This is a genomic window from Myroides sp. WP-1 (assembly GCF_014145635.1).
Classification (GTDB): domain Bacteria; phylum Bacteroidota; class Bacteroidia; order Flavobacteriales; family Flavobacteriaceae; genus Flavobacterium.
In genome coordinates this window covers 20,938-37,752 of the sequence record NZ_JACHTC010000026.1, presented here as the reverse complement: position 1 = coordinate 37,752, position 16,815 = coordinate 20,938, and the positions used below count along the sequence as shown (strand labels likewise).

The following is a 16,815-nucleotide window of genomic DNA, read 5'->3' as shown; positions in this document are numbered from 1 at the left end:
CAGATTAAGTGGATTGAAAATAAACTCAATAATCGACCTCGTAAAAGACTTGGATACCTCACGCCAAACGAAAAATTTAAACAAATTATTAATCAGAATTCTGTTGCATTTGCAAGTTGAATTCAGCCATCATTTCTTTAAGGGATAAAATTCTTTGTGATTCTTTTCCTCTTGTATCAAGTCACCACTATCATTATTATGTATATTTGTTAACAGTTATGAATCAAACCAACTTCAAACCAGCAACAAATGGAAATTTACGCTAAGAGACAAGCGCTCTTTCAACATAAATACAATGAAATTCGAAAAAAATATAAAGTAGTAGGAGCCTTGCGTTTACTTGCGTTTTTGGGCATCGTATACTGTTTTTATTTGTCTGTATCTCGTGGAGATTATCAGTATTTGTATGTAACGGGAGGACTTGTAGTCGTCTTCTTGATTTTTCTGCGTATTCACGCTTCTTATTCATGGAAAATGCGTTATGCCGAAGCCTTAATGCAAATAAATAAAGAAGAAGATCAATTTGTAAAGCAAGATCAATGGGTATTTGAAGATGGTGCTGAATTTCACACTCCAGATCACCCTTATGCCTATGACTTAGATATTTTTGGACCTAAATCTATTTATCAATACCTCAATCGAACAGCTTCGTATAAAGGAAAAGAATATTTAGCGACCCTTTTAAAAAGCAGAAGCAACAAAGAGGATATACTCAAAAACCAAGAGGTAATTAAAGAGTTATCTCAAAAGGTAGAATGGAGACAAGAGATTTATGCCTATAGTAAATTATCAAATCTAAGTAAAGACGCCTATTTGCGCTTAAAAGCATGGAGTGAATCCAAAGTCAATGAATTGAGCAAGGTTTCTTTAGTGCTCGCCTATGTTTTGCCTTTGATTTTTGTCGTTGCTTCAATTGGATTCTTTATCGATTCCAGCAATATTGTTTGGGGATATATCGCGTCGACAGTTTTTTCTTTCAATCTAATTTGTGCGTTGTCTAAAGTACGCGCTATTCAAGTGGAACTCGGTGGAGTAGAGAAAATACACGAAACCATTGAGAGCTATAGCTCGATTATTAAGCGCATTGAAAAAGAAGAATTCGCTACAACACGAATGAAAGCGTACTTAAAAGAAATCAAAAGCGATTCTTTTAAAGCAAGTGCGGAGTTGAAAAAATTATCCCGTCTATTTGAGCAATTGGAAACGGTAGCGAACTTGTTTGTTTCAATTTTGTTCAATGGTTTGTTTCAATTTCACGTACACGTCTTGCACAAATTCTTGAAATGGAAAAAAGAAAAAGGTGGGTTAGTACTGACTGTAATTGATATCGTAGGAGAAGTAGAAGCGTTTAATTCTCTCGGGAACTATTCATATAACAACAGAAGTTACACCTTTCCTGTAGTAAACGAAACTAAAAAAATGTCTTTTCAAAATTTAGGACATCCTTTGATCCATGCGAAAAAACGCGTGACCAACGACATTGATTTCTCTAACCAACGTTTTGTGATTCTAACTGGATCTAATATGTCGGGAAAAAGTACGTTTTTAAGAACTATAGGAGTGAACTTAGTTTTAGCGGGTATTGGAGCGCCAATTTGCGCAACCAAAGCGACTTTCTTTCCACTTCCTTTACTCGTTTCTATGCGATTGACCGACTCTTTAGAAGACAGTGAATCTTACTTCTATGCAGAGGTGAAACGCCTAAAAATGATTATCGAACAAGTACAACGTGAATCGTGTTTTGTTTTGTTGGACGAAATCCTGAGAGGAACAAACTCAGACGATAAACAAAGTGGAACCATAGGCGTAATTCTCAAATTAATTAGAGAACAAACGTATGGAATGATCGCTACCCACGATTTAGAGGTGTGTAATACAACGCACGATCATCCTGAAATTTTGATGAATAAGTGCTTTGAGGTAGAAATTAAAAATGACGATTTACATTTTGATTACAAAATAAGAGATGGAATTTGCCAAAATAAAAATGCGACCTTCATCATGAAAAAAATGCAGATTATTGATAGTTAGTTATCTGTTATCAGTAGGTTTTTCTGAAATAGGAGATGTTTTCTTTAAATGACAAACACCAAACGACAAACATAAATTTTGCAAAAAAACAAAAAAGGCTCTTCATTGCAATGAAGAGCCTTTTTTTATGTAGTAATTAGTTTGTTACAATTTAGAAACCAATGTATTGATTAGATCGCGAGCAATAGGTTCAGCTGCCTGTACTGCTTTTAAAACTTCGTCGTGGTTTACATCGGCGATTCCCTCTTCATTACCCATGTCGGAAATAACAGAAATACCGAAAATTTTCATATCCATGTGTCGGGCAACAATTACCTCAGGTACAGTAGACATTCCTACACAATCTCCACCTACAGCTTTTACCATTTTGTATTCTGCTAACGTTTCAAAAGTAGGTCCTTGTAATCCGTAATAAACCCCTTCTTTAATATCGTAGTTTTTTGCTTTGGCAATCGTTTTCGCTTGTTCGATAATGCTTTTGGTGTACACTTCGTTCATATTGACAAATCGAGGGCCAAAACGCTCGTCATTATGACCGCGTAAAGGGTGATCAGGGAAAGCGTTGATGTGATCTTTGATGATCATAATGTCACCCACTTTAAACGTAGGATTAACTCCTCCAGAAGCGTTTGAAACAATTAGAGTATCTACACCTAAATATTTCATTACACGAATAGGGAATACAGTCGTTTTAATATCATATCCCTCGTAGTAGTGAAAACGACCTTGCATAGCAACAATCTTCTTACCTCCTAAAGATCCAAAAATCAAAGCACCTTTGTGCCCTTGAACAGTTGATACTGGAAAATTGGGAATATCAGCATACGAAATTTCATGTTCGATGGCGATATCCGCGGTTAGATTCCCTAAGCCAGAACCTAAAACAATACCGATTTCAGGTTTAAAATTGGTTTTTTCAATGATGAATTGAACGGTTTCTTGTACTTTCTCCCACATAGTTTAAAATTTTAGTATCAAACGCCTCACTGTTATTTAGGAATGCAGTTTGAATAGGTAAATAAAATAATTGGCTTTCAGGAAGAAGACCTTGGAGTCGAACATAATCCTTTTCCGTCGTGATGATTTTCTTTCCTTGTGCTTTATTCAAAATTAGTTCAATGTCAGTAGACGAAAAATGATGATGGTCAGGAAAAGTTAAACACAATGTATCTTCTTTTTTGAGGTGATCAAAAAAAGATTGTGGTTTTGCAATACCTGCCACTAAGATAAAATCGTCCTGAATTAGTTGAGTAACCTCCACTGAATCAGACTTTGAATATGCAATTTTACTAAAATCAATATACGTAAAAAAAGACAATTGTCCTTGCTTTAGATGTAATTCTTGTGTTATGCTTTTTTGTTTTGCTTCGCTGAGGTCCTTGGGACACTTTGTAATGACGATGATATCAGCGCGTTTCGCTCCTTTTCTCGATTCGCGTAAATTTCCAGTAGGTAGTATAAAATCCTTAAAATACGGATCGTCATAGGTGGTGAGTAATATGTATAATCCTCCTTGAAAAGCTAAGTGCTGAAAGGCATCATCTAGCAGAATTACTTCCGTATTAGGTTTGCGTTGCAAGATTTTTTCTACCCCGTTCACGCGCTTAGCATCCACAGCAACGTCGATGTTGTCAAACTTGCAGTGGTACTGAAAGGGTTCATCGCCAATCTGTTCCATGGTCGTATCTGCATCAGCCAAAAAGAAACCTTCACTCTTTCTCTTATACCCTCGACTCAAAGTCGTGGTTTGGTACTGATCTTTTAGTAAGCGAATGATGTATTCCACCATCGGCGTTTTTCCCGTTCCCCCCACACTGAGGTTTCCCACCACAATAGTAGGTATAGCATAGGAGGTACGCTTGAAGATAGCTATTGTATAAAACCAATTTCGTATATTGGTAATCAAACCATACAAAATGGCAAAGGGAAAAAGAAGGATACGCAGTAATTTCATCCTACGAAAGTATCAATTTTTTTATCTTTGAAAAAGAAATAAGTAATAGAACAGAGTGATACAGCATATGAAAGTAAAAAATATTATTCCCATTTTAGAAGAATTAGCACCTTTAGGCTATGCAGAAGATTTTGACAATGTTGGTTTGTTGGTTGGTAATTATGAGCAGGAAGTAAGTGGGATCTTAGTTTGTCACGATGCTTTAGAAACCGTAGTAGAAGAAGCGATAGCACAAAAATGTAATTTGATTGTTTGTTTTCATCCCATTCTATTTTCGGGATTAAAGAAAATTACAGGGAAGAATTACGTGGAGCGTGCTGTCATCAAAGCCATCAAGAATGATATAGCAATTTATGCGATTCACACCGCTTTGGATAATCACCAAGAAGGGGTAAACAAAATATTTTGCAATACCTTGGGGTTGGAAAATACCCGTATTTTGATTCCTAAAGCCAATTACATTCAGAAATTAGTAACCTATGTACCTATACAAGAGACAGAAAAGATACGTCAAGCGTTGTTTGCTGTTGGAGCTGGGGCAATAGGCAATTACGATCACTGCAGCTTTGTGTCAGAAGGAAAAGGAAGTTTTAGAGGAAATGAAAAGAGTAATCCCGTACTTGGTCAACCAGGGATTGAGGAAATCGTTGGGGAACACAAAGTGGAGGTTATCTATGAAAAGCACTTACAAGGAAAGATTCTCGCTGCTTTGTTTCAGGCTCATCCTTATGAAGAAGTAGCCTATGAAATTTATAACCTCGAAAATACTTTGCAAAATGTAGGGATGGGAATGATTGGCGAATTCAAAGAGCCAATGGAAGAAACAGCCTTTTTGCAAATGGTAAAAGACAAAACGGGAACAGGTGGAATTCGTCATAGTGCCCTTTTACATAAGCCTATTCAAAAAGTTGCTGTACTAGGCGGTTCAGGAAGTTTTGCCATAAAAGCGGCTTTACAGCAAAAAGCAGATGCATTTATTACCGCAGATTTAAAATATCATCAATTTTATGAAGCTGAAAATCAGCTTGTTTTAGCTGATATAGGTCATTTTGAGAGTGAAAGATACACAAAAAATTATATAGTTGAGTTTCTTTCAAAAAAAATGCCTAATTTTGCAGTTATTTTATCAACAGTAAATACGAATCCAGTTAACTACTTATAACGATGACAAAGAAAAAAGAATTAACGGTTGAAGAGAAATTAAGAGCGCTTTACGACTTACAATTGATTGACTCAAGAATCGATGAAATCAGAAATATGAGAGGAGAGCTACCTCTTGAAGTTGAAGATCTAAAAGACGAAGTTGCTGGACTTAACAAACGCTTAGAGAAACTTCATGCAGATTTAAATAGCATCGAAGCTGGTATTAAAGAAAAAAAATCAGCTATTGAAGAGTTTAAAGAAGCTATCAAAAAGTACACTGAGCAACAAAACGAAGTGAAAAATAACAGAGAATTCAACTCTTTAGAAAAAGAAATTGAGTTCCAAAAGTTAGAAATCGAGCTTGCTGAAAAACACATTCGTGAAATGAAAGTGAGCATCGAGAATAAAAAGAGCAATATTGCACAAACAGAAGAGCGTTTAACAGGGCGTAATGAACACTTAATGCACATTGAAGCAGAGTTGAAAAACATTATGTCAGAAACAGAACGCGAAGAGCAAACGTTGTTAGCTAAATCGGATGAATTCAAACAAGATATCGAAGAGCGTTTATTAAATGCTTATTTGAGAATCAGACAAGGAGTGAAAAACGGATTAGCAGTAGTATCTATTGAAAGAGGAGCTTCTGTAGGATCGTACTTCACTATTCCACCACAAACGCAAGTAGAGATCGCTGCGCGTAAAAAAATCATCACAGATGAACACAGTGGACGTATTCTTGTTGATAGCGCTTTAGCTGAAGAAGAAAGAGAAAAAATCGATGCTATCATAGCAAGTTTAAAATAATATAAAGCCTCTTTTAAGAGGCTTTTCTTTTTTATGGAAAAAGTAGTTGGTGCCCTTATTAATGTTGTGAGCTTGTTTTCTATGCCTACTGCCTTGCATTGGGTTCATCGGCTATTTTCTACTCCGCGTAAAGGTAAATTAAACGCAAAGGATTTACCTTTATTCTTAACGCAAGCACATCTCGGATACTTTTGGTATAAGAAGAACAAAGTGTACTATTACCAATGGAACGCAACCCAAACACAATTGCCATTAGTTTTACTCATTCACGGATGGGAAAGCAATAGCGCCCGATGGGAAGCGTTGTGTACAGCCTTAGACGGACAATTTCGATTTGTTGCTGTAGATGCTCCAAGTTTAGGACAGAGTTATGGTAAAAATTTAAGCGTTAAGAATTACCAAGAAGTAATTGATATAGCACTTCATACTTTTCAACCTTCCTTTGTAATTGGGCATTCGTTAGGGGCATTCGCACTGTTTCAACAACTAAGTGAAACCAATTATCCTTGGCTTAAAAAGGCCGTCATTTTAGGGGCTTTTGATCGCTTTGAAGTTATTCTCTCGCATTACTATCATCTGTTGGGCTATTCTAAACGCGTCAAAGAAGCGTATCACTCCTATATAGAGCATCTGATCAACAAACCACTAATCGCTTATTGCAGTGCAGAAGCGGTGCAATTTGTCGATGTTGAGGTACTGTGTATACACGATAAAGAAGATCCTCAAGTTTCTTATGAAGAAGCACAGCGTTTTCATCAAGCTTTACTGCAGAAAAACAACGTGGTTCTGTCAACTGAAAATTTAGGACATAGTTTGCAAGATGAAACAGTTTTCTTTACAATTCAAACCTTTTTGCGTTAGAACGTATTTCGATGTGTAAGTAACGAAATTTATTATTTACTTTTGCCCTATGGAAAATCAAGAAACGCGTTTAAACAAATATTTATCCGAAGTAGGATACTGTTCAAGAAGAGAAGCAGATCGCTTAATTGAGGAGGGACGCATTACCGTAAACGGAAAACAACCCGAACTGGGTTTGAAAGTGACTGATGCAGATGAAATTCGCGTCAATGGCAAGTTAATTCGTCAAACGGATGAAGACTTTGTGTATCTAGCTTTTAATAAACCTGTGGGCATAGAATGTACGACAAATAAAAAAGTAAGAGAGAACATCGTTGATTATATCAATTACCCCAAGCGTATTTTTCCTGTCGGTCGTTTGGATAAAGACAGTGAAGGATTGATTATCATGACCAATGACGGTGATATTGTCAATAAAATTTTACGCCAAAAAAACAATCACGAAAAAGAGTATATCGTTACAGTAAATAAACCGATTACAGATCGTTTTATTCAACGTATGGGACAAGGAGTACCAATCTTAGATACCATCACCAAAGAATGTAGAGTGGAGCGTATTAGTCGTTTCGTTTTCCGCATCTTTTTAACGCAAGGACTCAATCGCCAAATTCGACGCATGTGCGAGTATTTCGACTATGATGTTGTCTCGTTAAAACGCATTCGAATTATTAATATTAGCCTTGATGTACCTGTAGGACAATATCGCGAAATAACAGCCGCTGAATTGGCAGAATTAAATAAATTGATCGCCCCTTCAAGTAAAACAGAAGAAGCTAGTTTGGTTGATGGACAAAGACAACAAGAGCAAAACAATACACAAACAAATACATTTCAACACGAAGAGCGAAGACCTAAAAAGAAGTTCGACAGAGAGCGAAATAGTTCTAAAAAAACAGGTCCAACACTTAGAAATGAACGAATTTCAAGACGAAGAGAGAATTAATTTATTAATTCTCTTTTTTGTTTTTTACTACTAGATTATTAGATTTTCTTCCTTTTTATTTTTCTTTATTTGATCATTTGAACTACTCGGTTCACTATTCTCATTGAATAAAATCCATTATTTAAATTTAGACTAATTTATTTTTATATATGTTAAAAAAGTCTATATATTTGCATCTGTTTATAATAAGTCTAAATAAAAATATAGTGATAGTTCGCTATAATATCATGAGTCAATGAGAAAATTTCTACTACTAACTGCGTGTGTTTTAGGTTCTTTATACGGAACATATGCACAACATAAACCGACTGCTATTTCGGGTGTTGTACAAGATGAAAAGGGAAGCCTTATCGATTTTGCTACGGTTGTATTGATCGATACGAAAAAAAGTGATTTAACGAATGAACAAGGAGAATTTAAGCTAAAAATGGGGGCTGGAGGTACTTATAAGTTGCAAGTTCAACATGTGAGCTATGAATCTACTGTACTTGTAGTGAAGGTAGAAGAAGGAGAACACCTGAGAAAAAGCATCACACTAAAAGCAAAGGAATCGGTTTTAGATGATGTTGTTTTACAGGTAAAGAGTCCTGTTGAAAAAGTGAGAGAATCTGCTTACAATGTCATTGCCATCGATGCCAAACCATTGTATAATTCATCTTTAGATGTATCTGGGGCACTAGATCGAGTATCAGGTGTAAAGGTGAGAAAGGATGGAGCGGAAGGTTCTGATTATACGTTTTCGATGAATGGTTTCAGCGGTCGCCACATTCGTTTTTTTATGGATGGTGTGCCTATGGAAGGTTTTGGTAGTGAGTTTAAAATAAATAATTTACCGATTACTATGGTAGATCGAATTGAAGTATACAAAGGAGTTGTTCCTGTAGAGTTTGGTTCGGATGCCTTAGGTGGTGCAGTGAATATCATCACCAATAAATCTAAAGAAACTAAAATTGACGCATCTTTTGCTACAGGATCTTTTAATACGTATAAGAGTCACCTGAATGTGAGTAAAGTTTTCGATAACGGCATGACGTTTCAAGTGAATGCCTTTCAAAATTATTCCGATAACAATTACAAAGTTTACGTACCAGTCGCGAATCTAAAAACAGGAGTTTATTCTAAAGAAAAACAGTGGGTAAAACGATTCAATGACCGTTTCCAAACCGCTACAGTCGTAACTAAAGTAGGAGTGATAGACAAATCGTATGCAGATCGTTTATTAATCGGATTTACCTACGGAGAAGGAAAGAAAGGGGTGCAAACGGGTACGATTATGGAAAAAGTATTTGGCCAGAAAAAACGCCGTTCAGTAACGATTATGCCTTCGTTAGAATATAGCAAACGCAATTTATTTACGGAAGGTTTGGATGTAGCGATTACCTCGACGTACAATGCAGGGTATAATCAAAACATAGATACCTCAAGATATAAATACAATTGGGCTGGTGAGCGAATTAAAACGATGAAAAAAGGAGAATCTGGAGGTGGCCCTTCTTTAGTTAAATTCTTTGATCACAATGGATCTACTACAGCGAATGTAAGCTATAAAGTAAATGATAAACACGCCTTTAGCTTAAATAATGTCATCTATTATTTCAACAGAAAAACAGAAGATCCCCTAGCGGTTAAAGAGACAGAAAGCGAAAAGAAAAGCGAGACAACACGTCGTAGCTTAAAGAATATCACGGCTTTATCCTATCGTTACAACATCTTAGATAATTTTAATGTATCTGTATTTGGGAAGCATTATTCCATTAAACATACTTATTTAAGCGAGAGTACAAGTGTAGATAAAAGTGGTTACGGAATCGCGGCTACTTATTTATGGGAGGACTTTCAAGTGAAATCGTCTTTTGAAAAAACATATCGTTTGCCAACAGACAGTGAGTTGTTTGGAGATGGAGATATGGTTTGGGGAAATACAGATCTTAAACCAGAAGCGGGAAATAATTACAATTTCAATTTAAGTTACTCTAAAGTATTGGATAAAGTTCATGCTGTTTTTGCTGATGCGGGATTTGTATACAGAAAAACGGAAGATTATATCAGAAGCAATCCTTATGGTTCAGGATCTAGAGCATCTAGTGTGAACATTGGAGGAGTGGAGAGTATCGGCTTAAATGTTGAAGCGCGTTATGTCTATAACGATTTCTTACAATTAGGAGGGAGTTTAACGACACAGAGTATTCGAAGCAAGCAAAAATACGCGATCGGAACTTCCGTTGCCAATTCGTACTACAACGAGCGCATACCCAATGAACCTTATTTCTTCGGTGCTTTGGATGCAGGATTCCTATTTAAAGATCTAGGCAAAAAAGGCAATAACCTAAACGTCGGTTATAACTTGAGATACATCGATCATTACAGCTACGACTTTAGTAGCATTGGAGCAGAACCTATTTGGATTCCCTCTCAAGTTGTTCACGATTTAAGCGCTTCTTATAGCTTGTTTAATAATACGTTACACCTTACAGTAGAAGCCAATAACCTATTTGACAAATTAGCGTACGACAACTACAGCTTTCAAAAACCAGGCAGAAGTTTCATGTTCAAAATACGCTACAGTTACTAAAAAATTAATCCATAATCTATAAAATAAAATAAAATGAAGAAACGAGTTTTACCTACAGTAGTACTAGCTTTTTTAATTAGTGCATTCACCTTAACAAGCTGTTCAAGTGACGATAATTCAAAACCAGGTGGAGGAGATGATGAAGAAATAATTGATGATGGTTCAAGAAATCCAGAAGATTTAATAGGAACAAAATATATTTTAGGTGCAAGTGCTTCTAAAACAAACTTATTGCTAGAAGTTAATGATTTAAAACAAGGATCTATTAGTGTTAAAGGAAATGGTCAAGTTGCTTTAGGGAAAAACATTTATATGTTTAAAGATTTACGCGCTTATGTTTTTGAATACAGAAAAGGAGATCCTTCAGGAATGCAAAGCTGGATGTTAAATAAAGACTTGCGTTTACAACAGAATACTTTGGTCGATTTACCAAATAGAGAAGAGTTTATCACTCCTTTTGGGCGATTTATGATTTCAACTACAGGAGGAATTGAGTTGGAAAATGGTAAAAAAGGACAAGCATTTAATTTCATTAATGGAGTAACAGGTGGAATTGAATTTACTTCATTTGTCAATGTAGAAAACATTGCAGAACCTGGTGAATATGCCAACTTTGCAGGGTTAGAAGATATTGGAAATGACCGTTTTGTAATGGCTATTGAGCCTTTTAAAATTACTGCAAATGCTGATGATGATAATACTTCGGCATTCAGAGATCGCGTGTGGTTGGCTATTTTTAGATTAGATATGTCACAAGCACCAGAAAACAGAGTGGTATTGGAAAATGTAGTAAAAGATGACCGCATGAGTTTTGCTGTTGCTCGTTATAGATCAAGTCGCGTATCGACTATCGGTAAAGGGGAAAATGGAGATATTTATGTGTTCTCGCCTTCTGCAATGATTAGTAAAGACAAAGGTGCGTTTTCTACCAAACCTTCGGCTGTGTTGAAGTTTGATAAAAATACATTAAAATTCGATCCTACTTACTATCACAATTTAGAGGCAAAATCAGGGGGACATAAAGTATATAAAGTATATGCTGTTGGTAAAGATCAGTTTATCTTGAATATGTTTGCCAATACCGATCAATCATGGAATATGGCTCCTGCTAATAAATTAGCCTTATTCAATGCAAAAACAGGTGATTTTAAGTGGATTGAAGGATTAGATGCTCCCGAAGCAATTGCTGAAATTGGCACACCATATGTAGAAGGAAATGAAGTGTTTGTACCGATTACATCGGCTGCCAAATCTTATGTATACCTGTTAAACAGATCAACAGCAACCTTTGCTAAAGGATTAGAAATTAAAGATCTAGGAGATGGTACAGTTGGTAATGTTGTAAAAATCAACTCGTATAAATAGTTTATTTATTGTTATTCATTTGTAATTAGTTAGCTAAAAGGGTTTAAACAGTAGTTGTTTAAACCCTTTTTCTATTAAGGATATGCGATATATGCTTTGAATAAATTCCACAGAGTAATAATGCCATTACTACTGCTTTCAACGGTTGATTCAAGGTTGCTTTTCTTTGTTCCTCGAAATGGGATTACCTCTAAAGCTGTATATAGTGTACCTTCCACTTCATTAGCATTGATAAAAGTAGCTTCATATAAAACAGGTTGATCCCGTGAAAAAGAAGACAAGACAAAACCGTTCTCCGTTAGTATACCCTCAAAACCTTGGTAATAATATCCAGATCCTACTAAAGTCGAATCCGTTTTATACAATTGAAGCTGACTGAGTTTGTGATATAAATCGATGTTTGGAGTCGTAGTACTTGTCGTAAAGACAAATTCCCAATCTCCAGTAGGATTAATAGTACTAGATTTAGTAACAGGAGTAAACCGCTTTTCGTTGCTTTGCTGTGCCGTAAAGGGAACCTCAAGAGCAGGAGTGAATTTTTGATTTCGATAAACTCCTTTTATCTGTTGATTTTCAAAAACTCCCTTTAAACTTATTCCTCTATAACGATCCAATTCAACGCGTATACTATCTCCGAATTGTTGAACAATTTCCTTTTGATTTTTACTAGGACCATCGGTAAAAATCACGCGAAAACTATGAATATTTGATGGAACAGTATCTAAATGGAAAATGATGGGAACTTCTCGATCTTGAATTCGAAAATGAGCTTTCCAACGATTTGGAGAAGTTACTTGGTCTTCATTCCAAAGATGATCTGTACAACCAATCGTAAGGAAGGTTAAGCAAAGAAGAAGTATCGTCTTTTTCATAGTTAATTCAATTCATACAATGGTATTTATACTTGTAGATACATAGATAAATACTTATTGGATACACTATTATTCTTCCATTTAAGGGAGAAAAACTATTTTGTACTAAGTTACTACTTCTTTTTCTCGAATCAAATGAAGTATTCCTCACTAGAAGAAGAGCTACTTGTATTATTCCTTATAAGCTTTGGCAGTAGTAAAATCAAAATAAAAGCGAATTTCCTTTCCCTCAGCGTTTAGTTGAGTTACCCAACCAGAGGTATCAATATATGTGAAAATTGTTTCTGTTATCGTTTTTTTCGTTTTGTAGTTGTAAATTACATATTGACGATCTTCTTTAGCTAAAGCCAATAATCCTCGTTCTACATCCAACCAATAAAAATCGCGATAAATGGGTTGAAGCTCCCATTGCTTCGTTTGAGTATTCCACAAACCATAACGGTTGCTTTGCCCTTCTTGTTTTAGTGTAATTTTAAATATGGTAGTGAAGCCCTTGTATTTCGTTACGGCTTCTAGCGACCAATTTGAGGGAATTTCATTAGCTGAAATAAGGTCTGTTTTATGTGGTCTTTGAATACGTGAGAGCGCATCGACAACAAAAAAGTCAGGTGCGTCAATATGGTCTAAAAGAGTCCCATCCATCGCTAAATATTTCCATTGAAACATCCAGTTATCGTAATCGAAAACCCCTAGAATAAAATAGGGATAATCGGGTACTGTATTGATGTAGCTCACTTTTTGTAGATAAGCGAGATCTGCCTCATTTTGCGTTTTAATTTTTTTCGGAAAAGTCCGATCAAACAAAGGCTCAATCCAATACTCTTTCGTCTTTGCATTAAAGAGTATTTCCGGAATCTCAGTATAGTATCTGCTCTTGTTAACTTCTGTAAGCAGAAGCTCCTTGCCATTGACCTCAAGAGTAAGTTGATTGGTAGCCTCTAGGTGTTCGAGAATAGGAGCTTTACTTTCAATCGAAAAAATGGCAAACTGAGAACCGTTTTGTTGTAAAAGTTTATTTGGTTCAAACTGGTGAATAATATTGTTTTTTTGCTTGCTTAAACGTTGCCCTTTGCGTTTGTAAAGCGTTTTATTGAAGATGAAATGATCGGCATCTACCGTTGCTATATAGGTGGGAAGTGAAGCTTTAGCACTCAATTGCTCAGAAAAGAGCACTTGCTTCGTTTCTAAAATATAAACCTCAAATTTTTGTCGTTGTACTTCCGTTTTTAATCCTGAAAAAATATTCCATTCCCATTCCCAAAATCGAGAATTCTTGGTATAGGTTTCTCGTGTATAAACAGCTGTAAGTTGATTATTCAGTACTTGTAATGATATATAGCGATCTTGAAAAGGAACGGTAAGCTGTCCCTTTTTATCGATAATAGCAAATTGGCCCTCTTGATTTTCCACAACAGCATAACCCGTTGAAGTGAAGAGATTCGCGGTAATAAATGGCGTTGCAATTACGGGTTGGTTCGTGTGATCTACATAAATATAGGTGTGATTTTTGGTGAGGTATGGATAGAGTTCTTGATTAATTTGTGGATCAACTATTTTTCCTTTTGTTGAAAAACAACCCAAAAACGAAACAATACTAAATAAGTAGAAAGATAAACGCATGAGAAGCCTATTTGACATGATCATACGAATATACTTTATTTGACTTTTTTACAACATCCCTAGAAATAGTGGTTTTGTAACTGGCTGTAAATGAAGGTAAATAAAGAGGAGTGTTCGGAAAAATAACGATATTTTGGGAATGGTAAATAGTGTTAAAAAGTAAATTAAGTATAAAGTAGATGATAGAAAATAAGATGATATATTCGAAATTTTCAGTTAAATTTGTTATGATATTTAGAACTCCTTTACCTATGAAATATTATTTGTCGATCATTCGATTTTCTATTCTTGTATTGACAATCCTCATTGGATCTACCACTTGGTCAAAGAATAAGAAACCTACCACGCCTGAAAAGGTGGAAACAGTACAGCCTGCTTTCATTGTATTAGAAAAAACGCCTGTTGTGGTTATGCATGATACACTGTTTAATGTATACGGAAATATTGGTTCGTTTACTTCCAAGCAACGCGCAAAATCGATAGAAAAGAAGATAGCTTCTTTAGTGGATAACTATTTGTTTGATGGTGATTCGATTAAATTGGTTGATACAGGTAATTATCTCAATTTGATGTATGAGAATGAAATATTGATGAGTGTCGATACGATTCAAGCTTCTCAAGAAGAGAAAACTAAAATTCAAGCGGCACTGTTTTACAAGAAGATAATTACCAACTCAGTAGAAGAACAACAACGCAGCACGAGTTGGCAACAAGTATTGTTGCAAATAGCAGGAACTATTGGAATTATTATTGCGGAAATCTTTATTATCAAATATATCTACTATTGGTATAGAAGAGCTAAAGTGATGATTTGGAAGCAACGCGGAAAGAAAATTAAAGGGATGTTTGGCATCATTGATGACCACAGAGCCATGCTAACGACAATTACTATGGCGAAAGTAGTGCGTTTCCTTATCGTATTGATCTTTCTATATTTTGGATTGTTAGCAGTTTTTAAATTATTTCCATTTACTAAACACATTTCCGATCAATTGTTAGATTACGTGATGTCGCCCTTAAAAGCGGTGGGGAGAAGCATTAAAGCTTATATGCCAAAGCTTTTTACTATTTTGGTAATTGTCTTTATATTTAGATATGTACAAAAATTCGTTCGATCTCTAGCAGAAAAGATTGCCAATAATAAAATCACGTTGAAAGGGTTCTATCCCGATTGGGCTTTTCCTACCTATAATATCATTAGTGCCTTGATGTTTATCTTCATGTTCATTTTGATATTCCCTTATTTGCCTAATTCAGATTCGGAGATTTTTAAAGGTGTCTCTGTATTTGCGGGGATTGTTGTTTCTCTAGGATCAACTTCCGTTATCGGAAACTTAGTAGCAGGACTTGTTATTACCTATATGCGCCCATTTAAAATTGGAGATCGCATTAAACTAGGAGAGTATACAGGTGATGTTTTGGAGAAAACGGCTTTAGTTACACGTATTAAAACACCTAAAAACGAGATTATTACCATTCCGAATTCAAATATTATGTCGGCGCATACAGTTAATTATTCTCAATCAGCTAAAGAACACGGATTAATTCTACATACAAGTATTGCAGTGGGATATGATGTTCCATGGCAAAAGGTGCACGAAATGTTATATGAAGTAGCAAATCGTACGGAACATGTATTGAAACGTCAAAAACCATTCATATTACAAGATCAATTCAGAGACTTTTATGTGGATTATCAGTTGAATGTATATATCAAAGAAGCCAAATTAACGGCGAAGATTTATTCAGATTTACGTCAGCATGCTCAAGATGTATTTGCAGAAAATAATATCGAAATGGCGTCGCCACATTTTATCGTAAGTAGAAATGTCGATGGAAATCACACCACAGTGCCTCCTAAATATGTAAAATAGGTTACATTTTACTGTTAGCGCTTTACAGAAGATATGCAAGTAAAAAAACCATTCCTTTGTAGGAGTGGTTTTTTTTTGATGTGCAGGGAAGGTTTGTTTTTACTTGAGGAAAAAAATAGTTAAATAAATTGTTTACTTACTAATTAGTAAGTAATATTGTTTCATTAATAAATCAAAAATTATGTCTGGAACTAGGGAGCGTATTTTAGAGTTAGGTGAAGAATTAATCTTAACCAAAGGATATAATGGTTTTAGTTATCAAGATATTTCTACAGCGTTGGGAATTAAAAATGCAGCGATACACTATTATTTCGCTAGTAAAGAGAACTTGGGAACAAGTATTGTAAAAACGAATATTCAACGGTTTGAAGAGATGATCGCCAATATGGAGGCTTTACAATTTGATCCCATAAAAAAAATAGAAACCTTTATTAAGATCTATATTAAAAGCCAAAGAGAACGAAAACTGTGTATTATAGGCGCGTTGTCTCCAGATATTGAGACCTTGTTTACAACTACACAAGTAGAAGTAACGAAAATTGTGGATTTGATTGTGAATTGGCTAGCTGGAGTACTTACCGAAGGAAAAGGGCAAGGTGTCTTTCATTTTGAAGAAGAAGAAAAACAACGTGCTTTTTTGATTTTGTCTAGTTTAGTTGCTAGTTTACAATTATCAAGAGTAAATAAATACGTTGATTACAAAGGATATTGTTACGCTCTTTTAGAGCAATTAAAATAGCAAAACGCAGTTTGTAGGCGAAGCTATTAATTTTTTT

At 35.3% G+C, this 16,815-nt stretch carries 13 protein-coding genes and 1 pseudogene; 10 read left to right on the top strand and 4 right to left on the bottom strand.

Going from position 1 to position 16,815, the window contains the following annotated elements:
• Window positions 1-120, top strand: a pseudogene (locus H4K33_RS15510) (IS30 family transposase); the annotation flags it as partial.
• 129 nt (window positions 121-249) lie between these two features.
• The gene (locus H4K33_RS15505; protein ID WP_182650615.1) at window positions 250-2,031 is read left to right on the top strand and encodes a DNA mismatch repair protein MutS; all 1,782 of its coding nucleotides are present in this window, start codon (window positions 250-252) and stop codon (window positions 2,029-2,031) included.
• A 144-nt stretch (window positions 2,032-2,175) separates the two neighbouring features.
• Here the strand turns inward: H4K33_RS15505 and H4K33_RS15500 are convergent, their stop codons facing one another.
• Together H4K33_RS15500 and lpxK are read right to left on the bottom strand one after the other, a co-directional pair.
• Window positions 2,176-2,988 carry a purine-nucleoside phosphorylase gene (locus H4K33_RS15500; protein WP_182650613.1) on the bottom strand — a complete coding sequence of 271 codons (813 nt, stop codon included), beginning with the start codon at window positions 2,986-2,988 and terminating at the stop codon, window positions 2,176-2,178.
• Window positions 2,948-3,985, bottom strand: a complete 1,038-nt coding sequence (gene lpxK / locus H4K33_RS15495; protein ID WP_182650611.1) for a tetraacyldisaccharide 4'-kinase — start codon at window positions 3,983-3,985, stop codon at window positions 2,948-2,950. Before lpxK ends, H4K33_RS15500 begins: the two co-directional genes overlap by 41 nt.
• 67 nt (window positions 3,986-4,052) lie before the next feature.
• Between lpxK and H4K33_RS15490 the strand changes: the two genes are divergently transcribed.
• From H4K33_RS15490 to H4K33_RS15465, 6 genes are all read left to right on the top strand, one after another.
• Window positions 4,053-5,147 carry a Nif3-like dinuclear metal center hexameric protein gene (locus H4K33_RS15490; RefSeq protein ID WP_182650609.1) on the top strand — a complete coding sequence of 365 codons (1,095 nt, stop codon included), beginning with the start codon at window positions 4,053-4,055 and terminating at the stop codon, window positions 5,145-5,147.
• Between the two features lie 2 nt (window positions 5,148-5,149).
• Window positions 5,150-5,932, top strand: coding sequence for a zinc ribbon domain-containing protein (locus H4K33_RS15485; protein WP_182650606.1), 783 nt, complete (start codon window positions 5,150-5,152; stop codon window positions 5,930-5,932).
• Window positions 5,933-5,965: 33 nt separating this feature from the next.
• Window positions 5,966-6,793, top strand: coding sequence for an alpha/beta hydrolase (locus H4K33_RS15480; RefSeq protein WP_182650604.1), 828 nt, complete (start codon window positions 5,966-5,968; stop codon window positions 6,791-6,793).
• Window positions 6,794-6,842: 49 nt separating this feature from the next.
• Entirely contained in the window at window positions 6,843-7,736 is an 894-nt protein-coding gene (gene rluF / locus H4K33_RS15475) for a 23S rRNA pseudouridine(2604) synthase RluF (protein WP_182650602.1), read from the top strand.
• A gap of 235 nt (window positions 7,737-7,971) precedes the next feature.
• Entirely contained in the window at window positions 7,972-10,308 is a 2,337-nt protein-coding gene (locus H4K33_RS15470; RefSeq protein ID WP_182650601.1) for a TonB-dependent receptor plug domain-containing protein, read from the top strand.
• Window positions 10,309-10,341: 33 nt separating this feature from the next.
• Complete coding sequence (locus H4K33_RS15465) at window positions 10,342-11,673, top strand: DUF4374 domain-containing protein (protein ID WP_182650599.1); 1,332 nt, start codon at window positions 10,342-10,344, stop codon at window positions 11,671-11,673.
• 74 nt (window positions 11,674-11,747) lie between these two features.
• On the opposite strand, the gene H4K33_RS15460 is transcribed toward H4K33_RS15465, so the two are convergent.
• Both H4K33_RS15460 and H4K33_RS15455 read right to left on the bottom strand, forming a co-directional pair.
• Window positions 11,748-12,545, bottom strand: coding sequence for a hypothetical protein (locus H4K33_RS15460; protein WP_182650598.1), 798 nt, complete (start codon window positions 12,543-12,545; stop codon window positions 11,748-11,750).
• Between the two features lie 171 nt (window positions 12,546-12,716).
• Window positions 12,717-14,183 (bottom strand): hypothetical protein, encoded by a 1,467-nt coding sequence (locus H4K33_RS15455; protein WP_255493780.1) that lies wholly within the window; start codon window positions 14,181-14,183, stop codon window positions 12,717-12,719.
• A gap of 233 nt (window positions 14,184-14,416) precedes the next feature.
• Between H4K33_RS15455 and H4K33_RS15450 the strand changes: the two genes are divergently transcribed.
• Window positions 14,417-16,039: a mechanosensitive ion channel family protein gene (locus tag H4K33_RS15450; RefSeq protein ID WP_182650596.1), complete on the top strand. Its 1,623-nt coding sequence runs from the start codon at window positions 14,417-14,419 to the stop codon at window positions 16,037-16,039.
• 181 nt (window positions 16,040-16,220) lie between these two features.
• Window positions 16,221-16,778 (top strand): TetR/AcrR family transcriptional regulator, encoded by a 558-nt coding sequence (locus tag H4K33_RS15445; RefSeq protein ID WP_182650594.1) that lies wholly within the window; start codon window positions 16,221-16,223, stop codon window positions 16,776-16,778.
• The last annotated feature ends 37 nt before the right edge of the window (window positions 16,779-16,815 follow it).

Excerpts from the sequence above, each read along its gene's own strand:
- H4K33_RS15490 (WP_182650609.1), top strand. The coding sequence starts at position 4,053 with ATGAAAGTAAAAAATATTATTCCCATTTTAGAAGAATTAGCACCTTTA.
- H4K33_RS15505 (WP_182650615.1), top strand. The coding sequence starts at position 250 with ATGGAAATTTACGCTAAGAGACAAGCGCTCTTTCAACATAAATACAAT.
- H4K33_RS15445 (WP_182650594.1), top strand. The coding sequence starts at position 16,221 with ATGTCTGGAACTAGGGAGCGTATTTTAGAGTTAGGTGAAGAATTAATC.
- H4K33_RS15450 (WP_182650596.1), top strand. The coding sequence starts at position 14,417 with ATGAAATATTATTTGTCGATCATTCGATTTTCTATTCTTGTATTGACA.
- H4K33_RS15480 (WP_182650604.1), top strand. The coding sequence starts at position 5,966 with ATGGAAAAAGTAGTTGGTGCCCTTATTAATGTTGTGAGCTTGTTTTCT.
- H4K33_RS15485 (WP_182650606.1), top strand. The coding sequence starts at position 5,150 with ATGACAAAGAAAAAAGAATTAACGGTTGAAGAGAAATTAAGAGCGCTT.
- H4K33_RS15455 (WP_255493780.1), bottom strand. The coding sequence starts at position 14,183 with ATGTCAAATAGGCTTCTCATGCGTTTATCTTTCTACTTATTTAGTATT.
- H4K33_RS15500 (WP_182650613.1), bottom strand. The coding sequence starts at position 2,988 with ATGTGGGAGAAAGTACAAGAAACCGTTCAATTCATCATTGAAAAAACC.
- lpxK (WP_182650611.1), bottom strand. The coding sequence starts at position 3,985 with ATGAAATTACTGCGTATCCTTCTTTTTCCCTTTGCCATTTTGTATGGT.
- H4K33_RS15470 (WP_182650601.1), top strand. The coding sequence starts at position 7,972 with ATGAGAAAATTTCTACTACTAACTGCGTGTGTTTTAGGTTCTTTATAC.
- H4K33_RS15460 (WP_182650598.1), bottom strand. The coding sequence starts at position 12,545 with ATGAAAAAGACGATACTTCTTCTTTGCTTAACCTTCCTTACGATTGGT.
- H4K33_RS15465 (WP_182650599.1), top strand. The coding sequence starts at position 10,342 with ATGAAGAAACGAGTTTTACCTACAGTAGTACTAGCTTTTTTAATTAGT.
- rluF (WP_182650602.1), top strand. The coding sequence starts at position 6,843 with ATGGAAAATCAAGAAACGCGTTTAAACAAATATTTATCCGAAGTAGGA.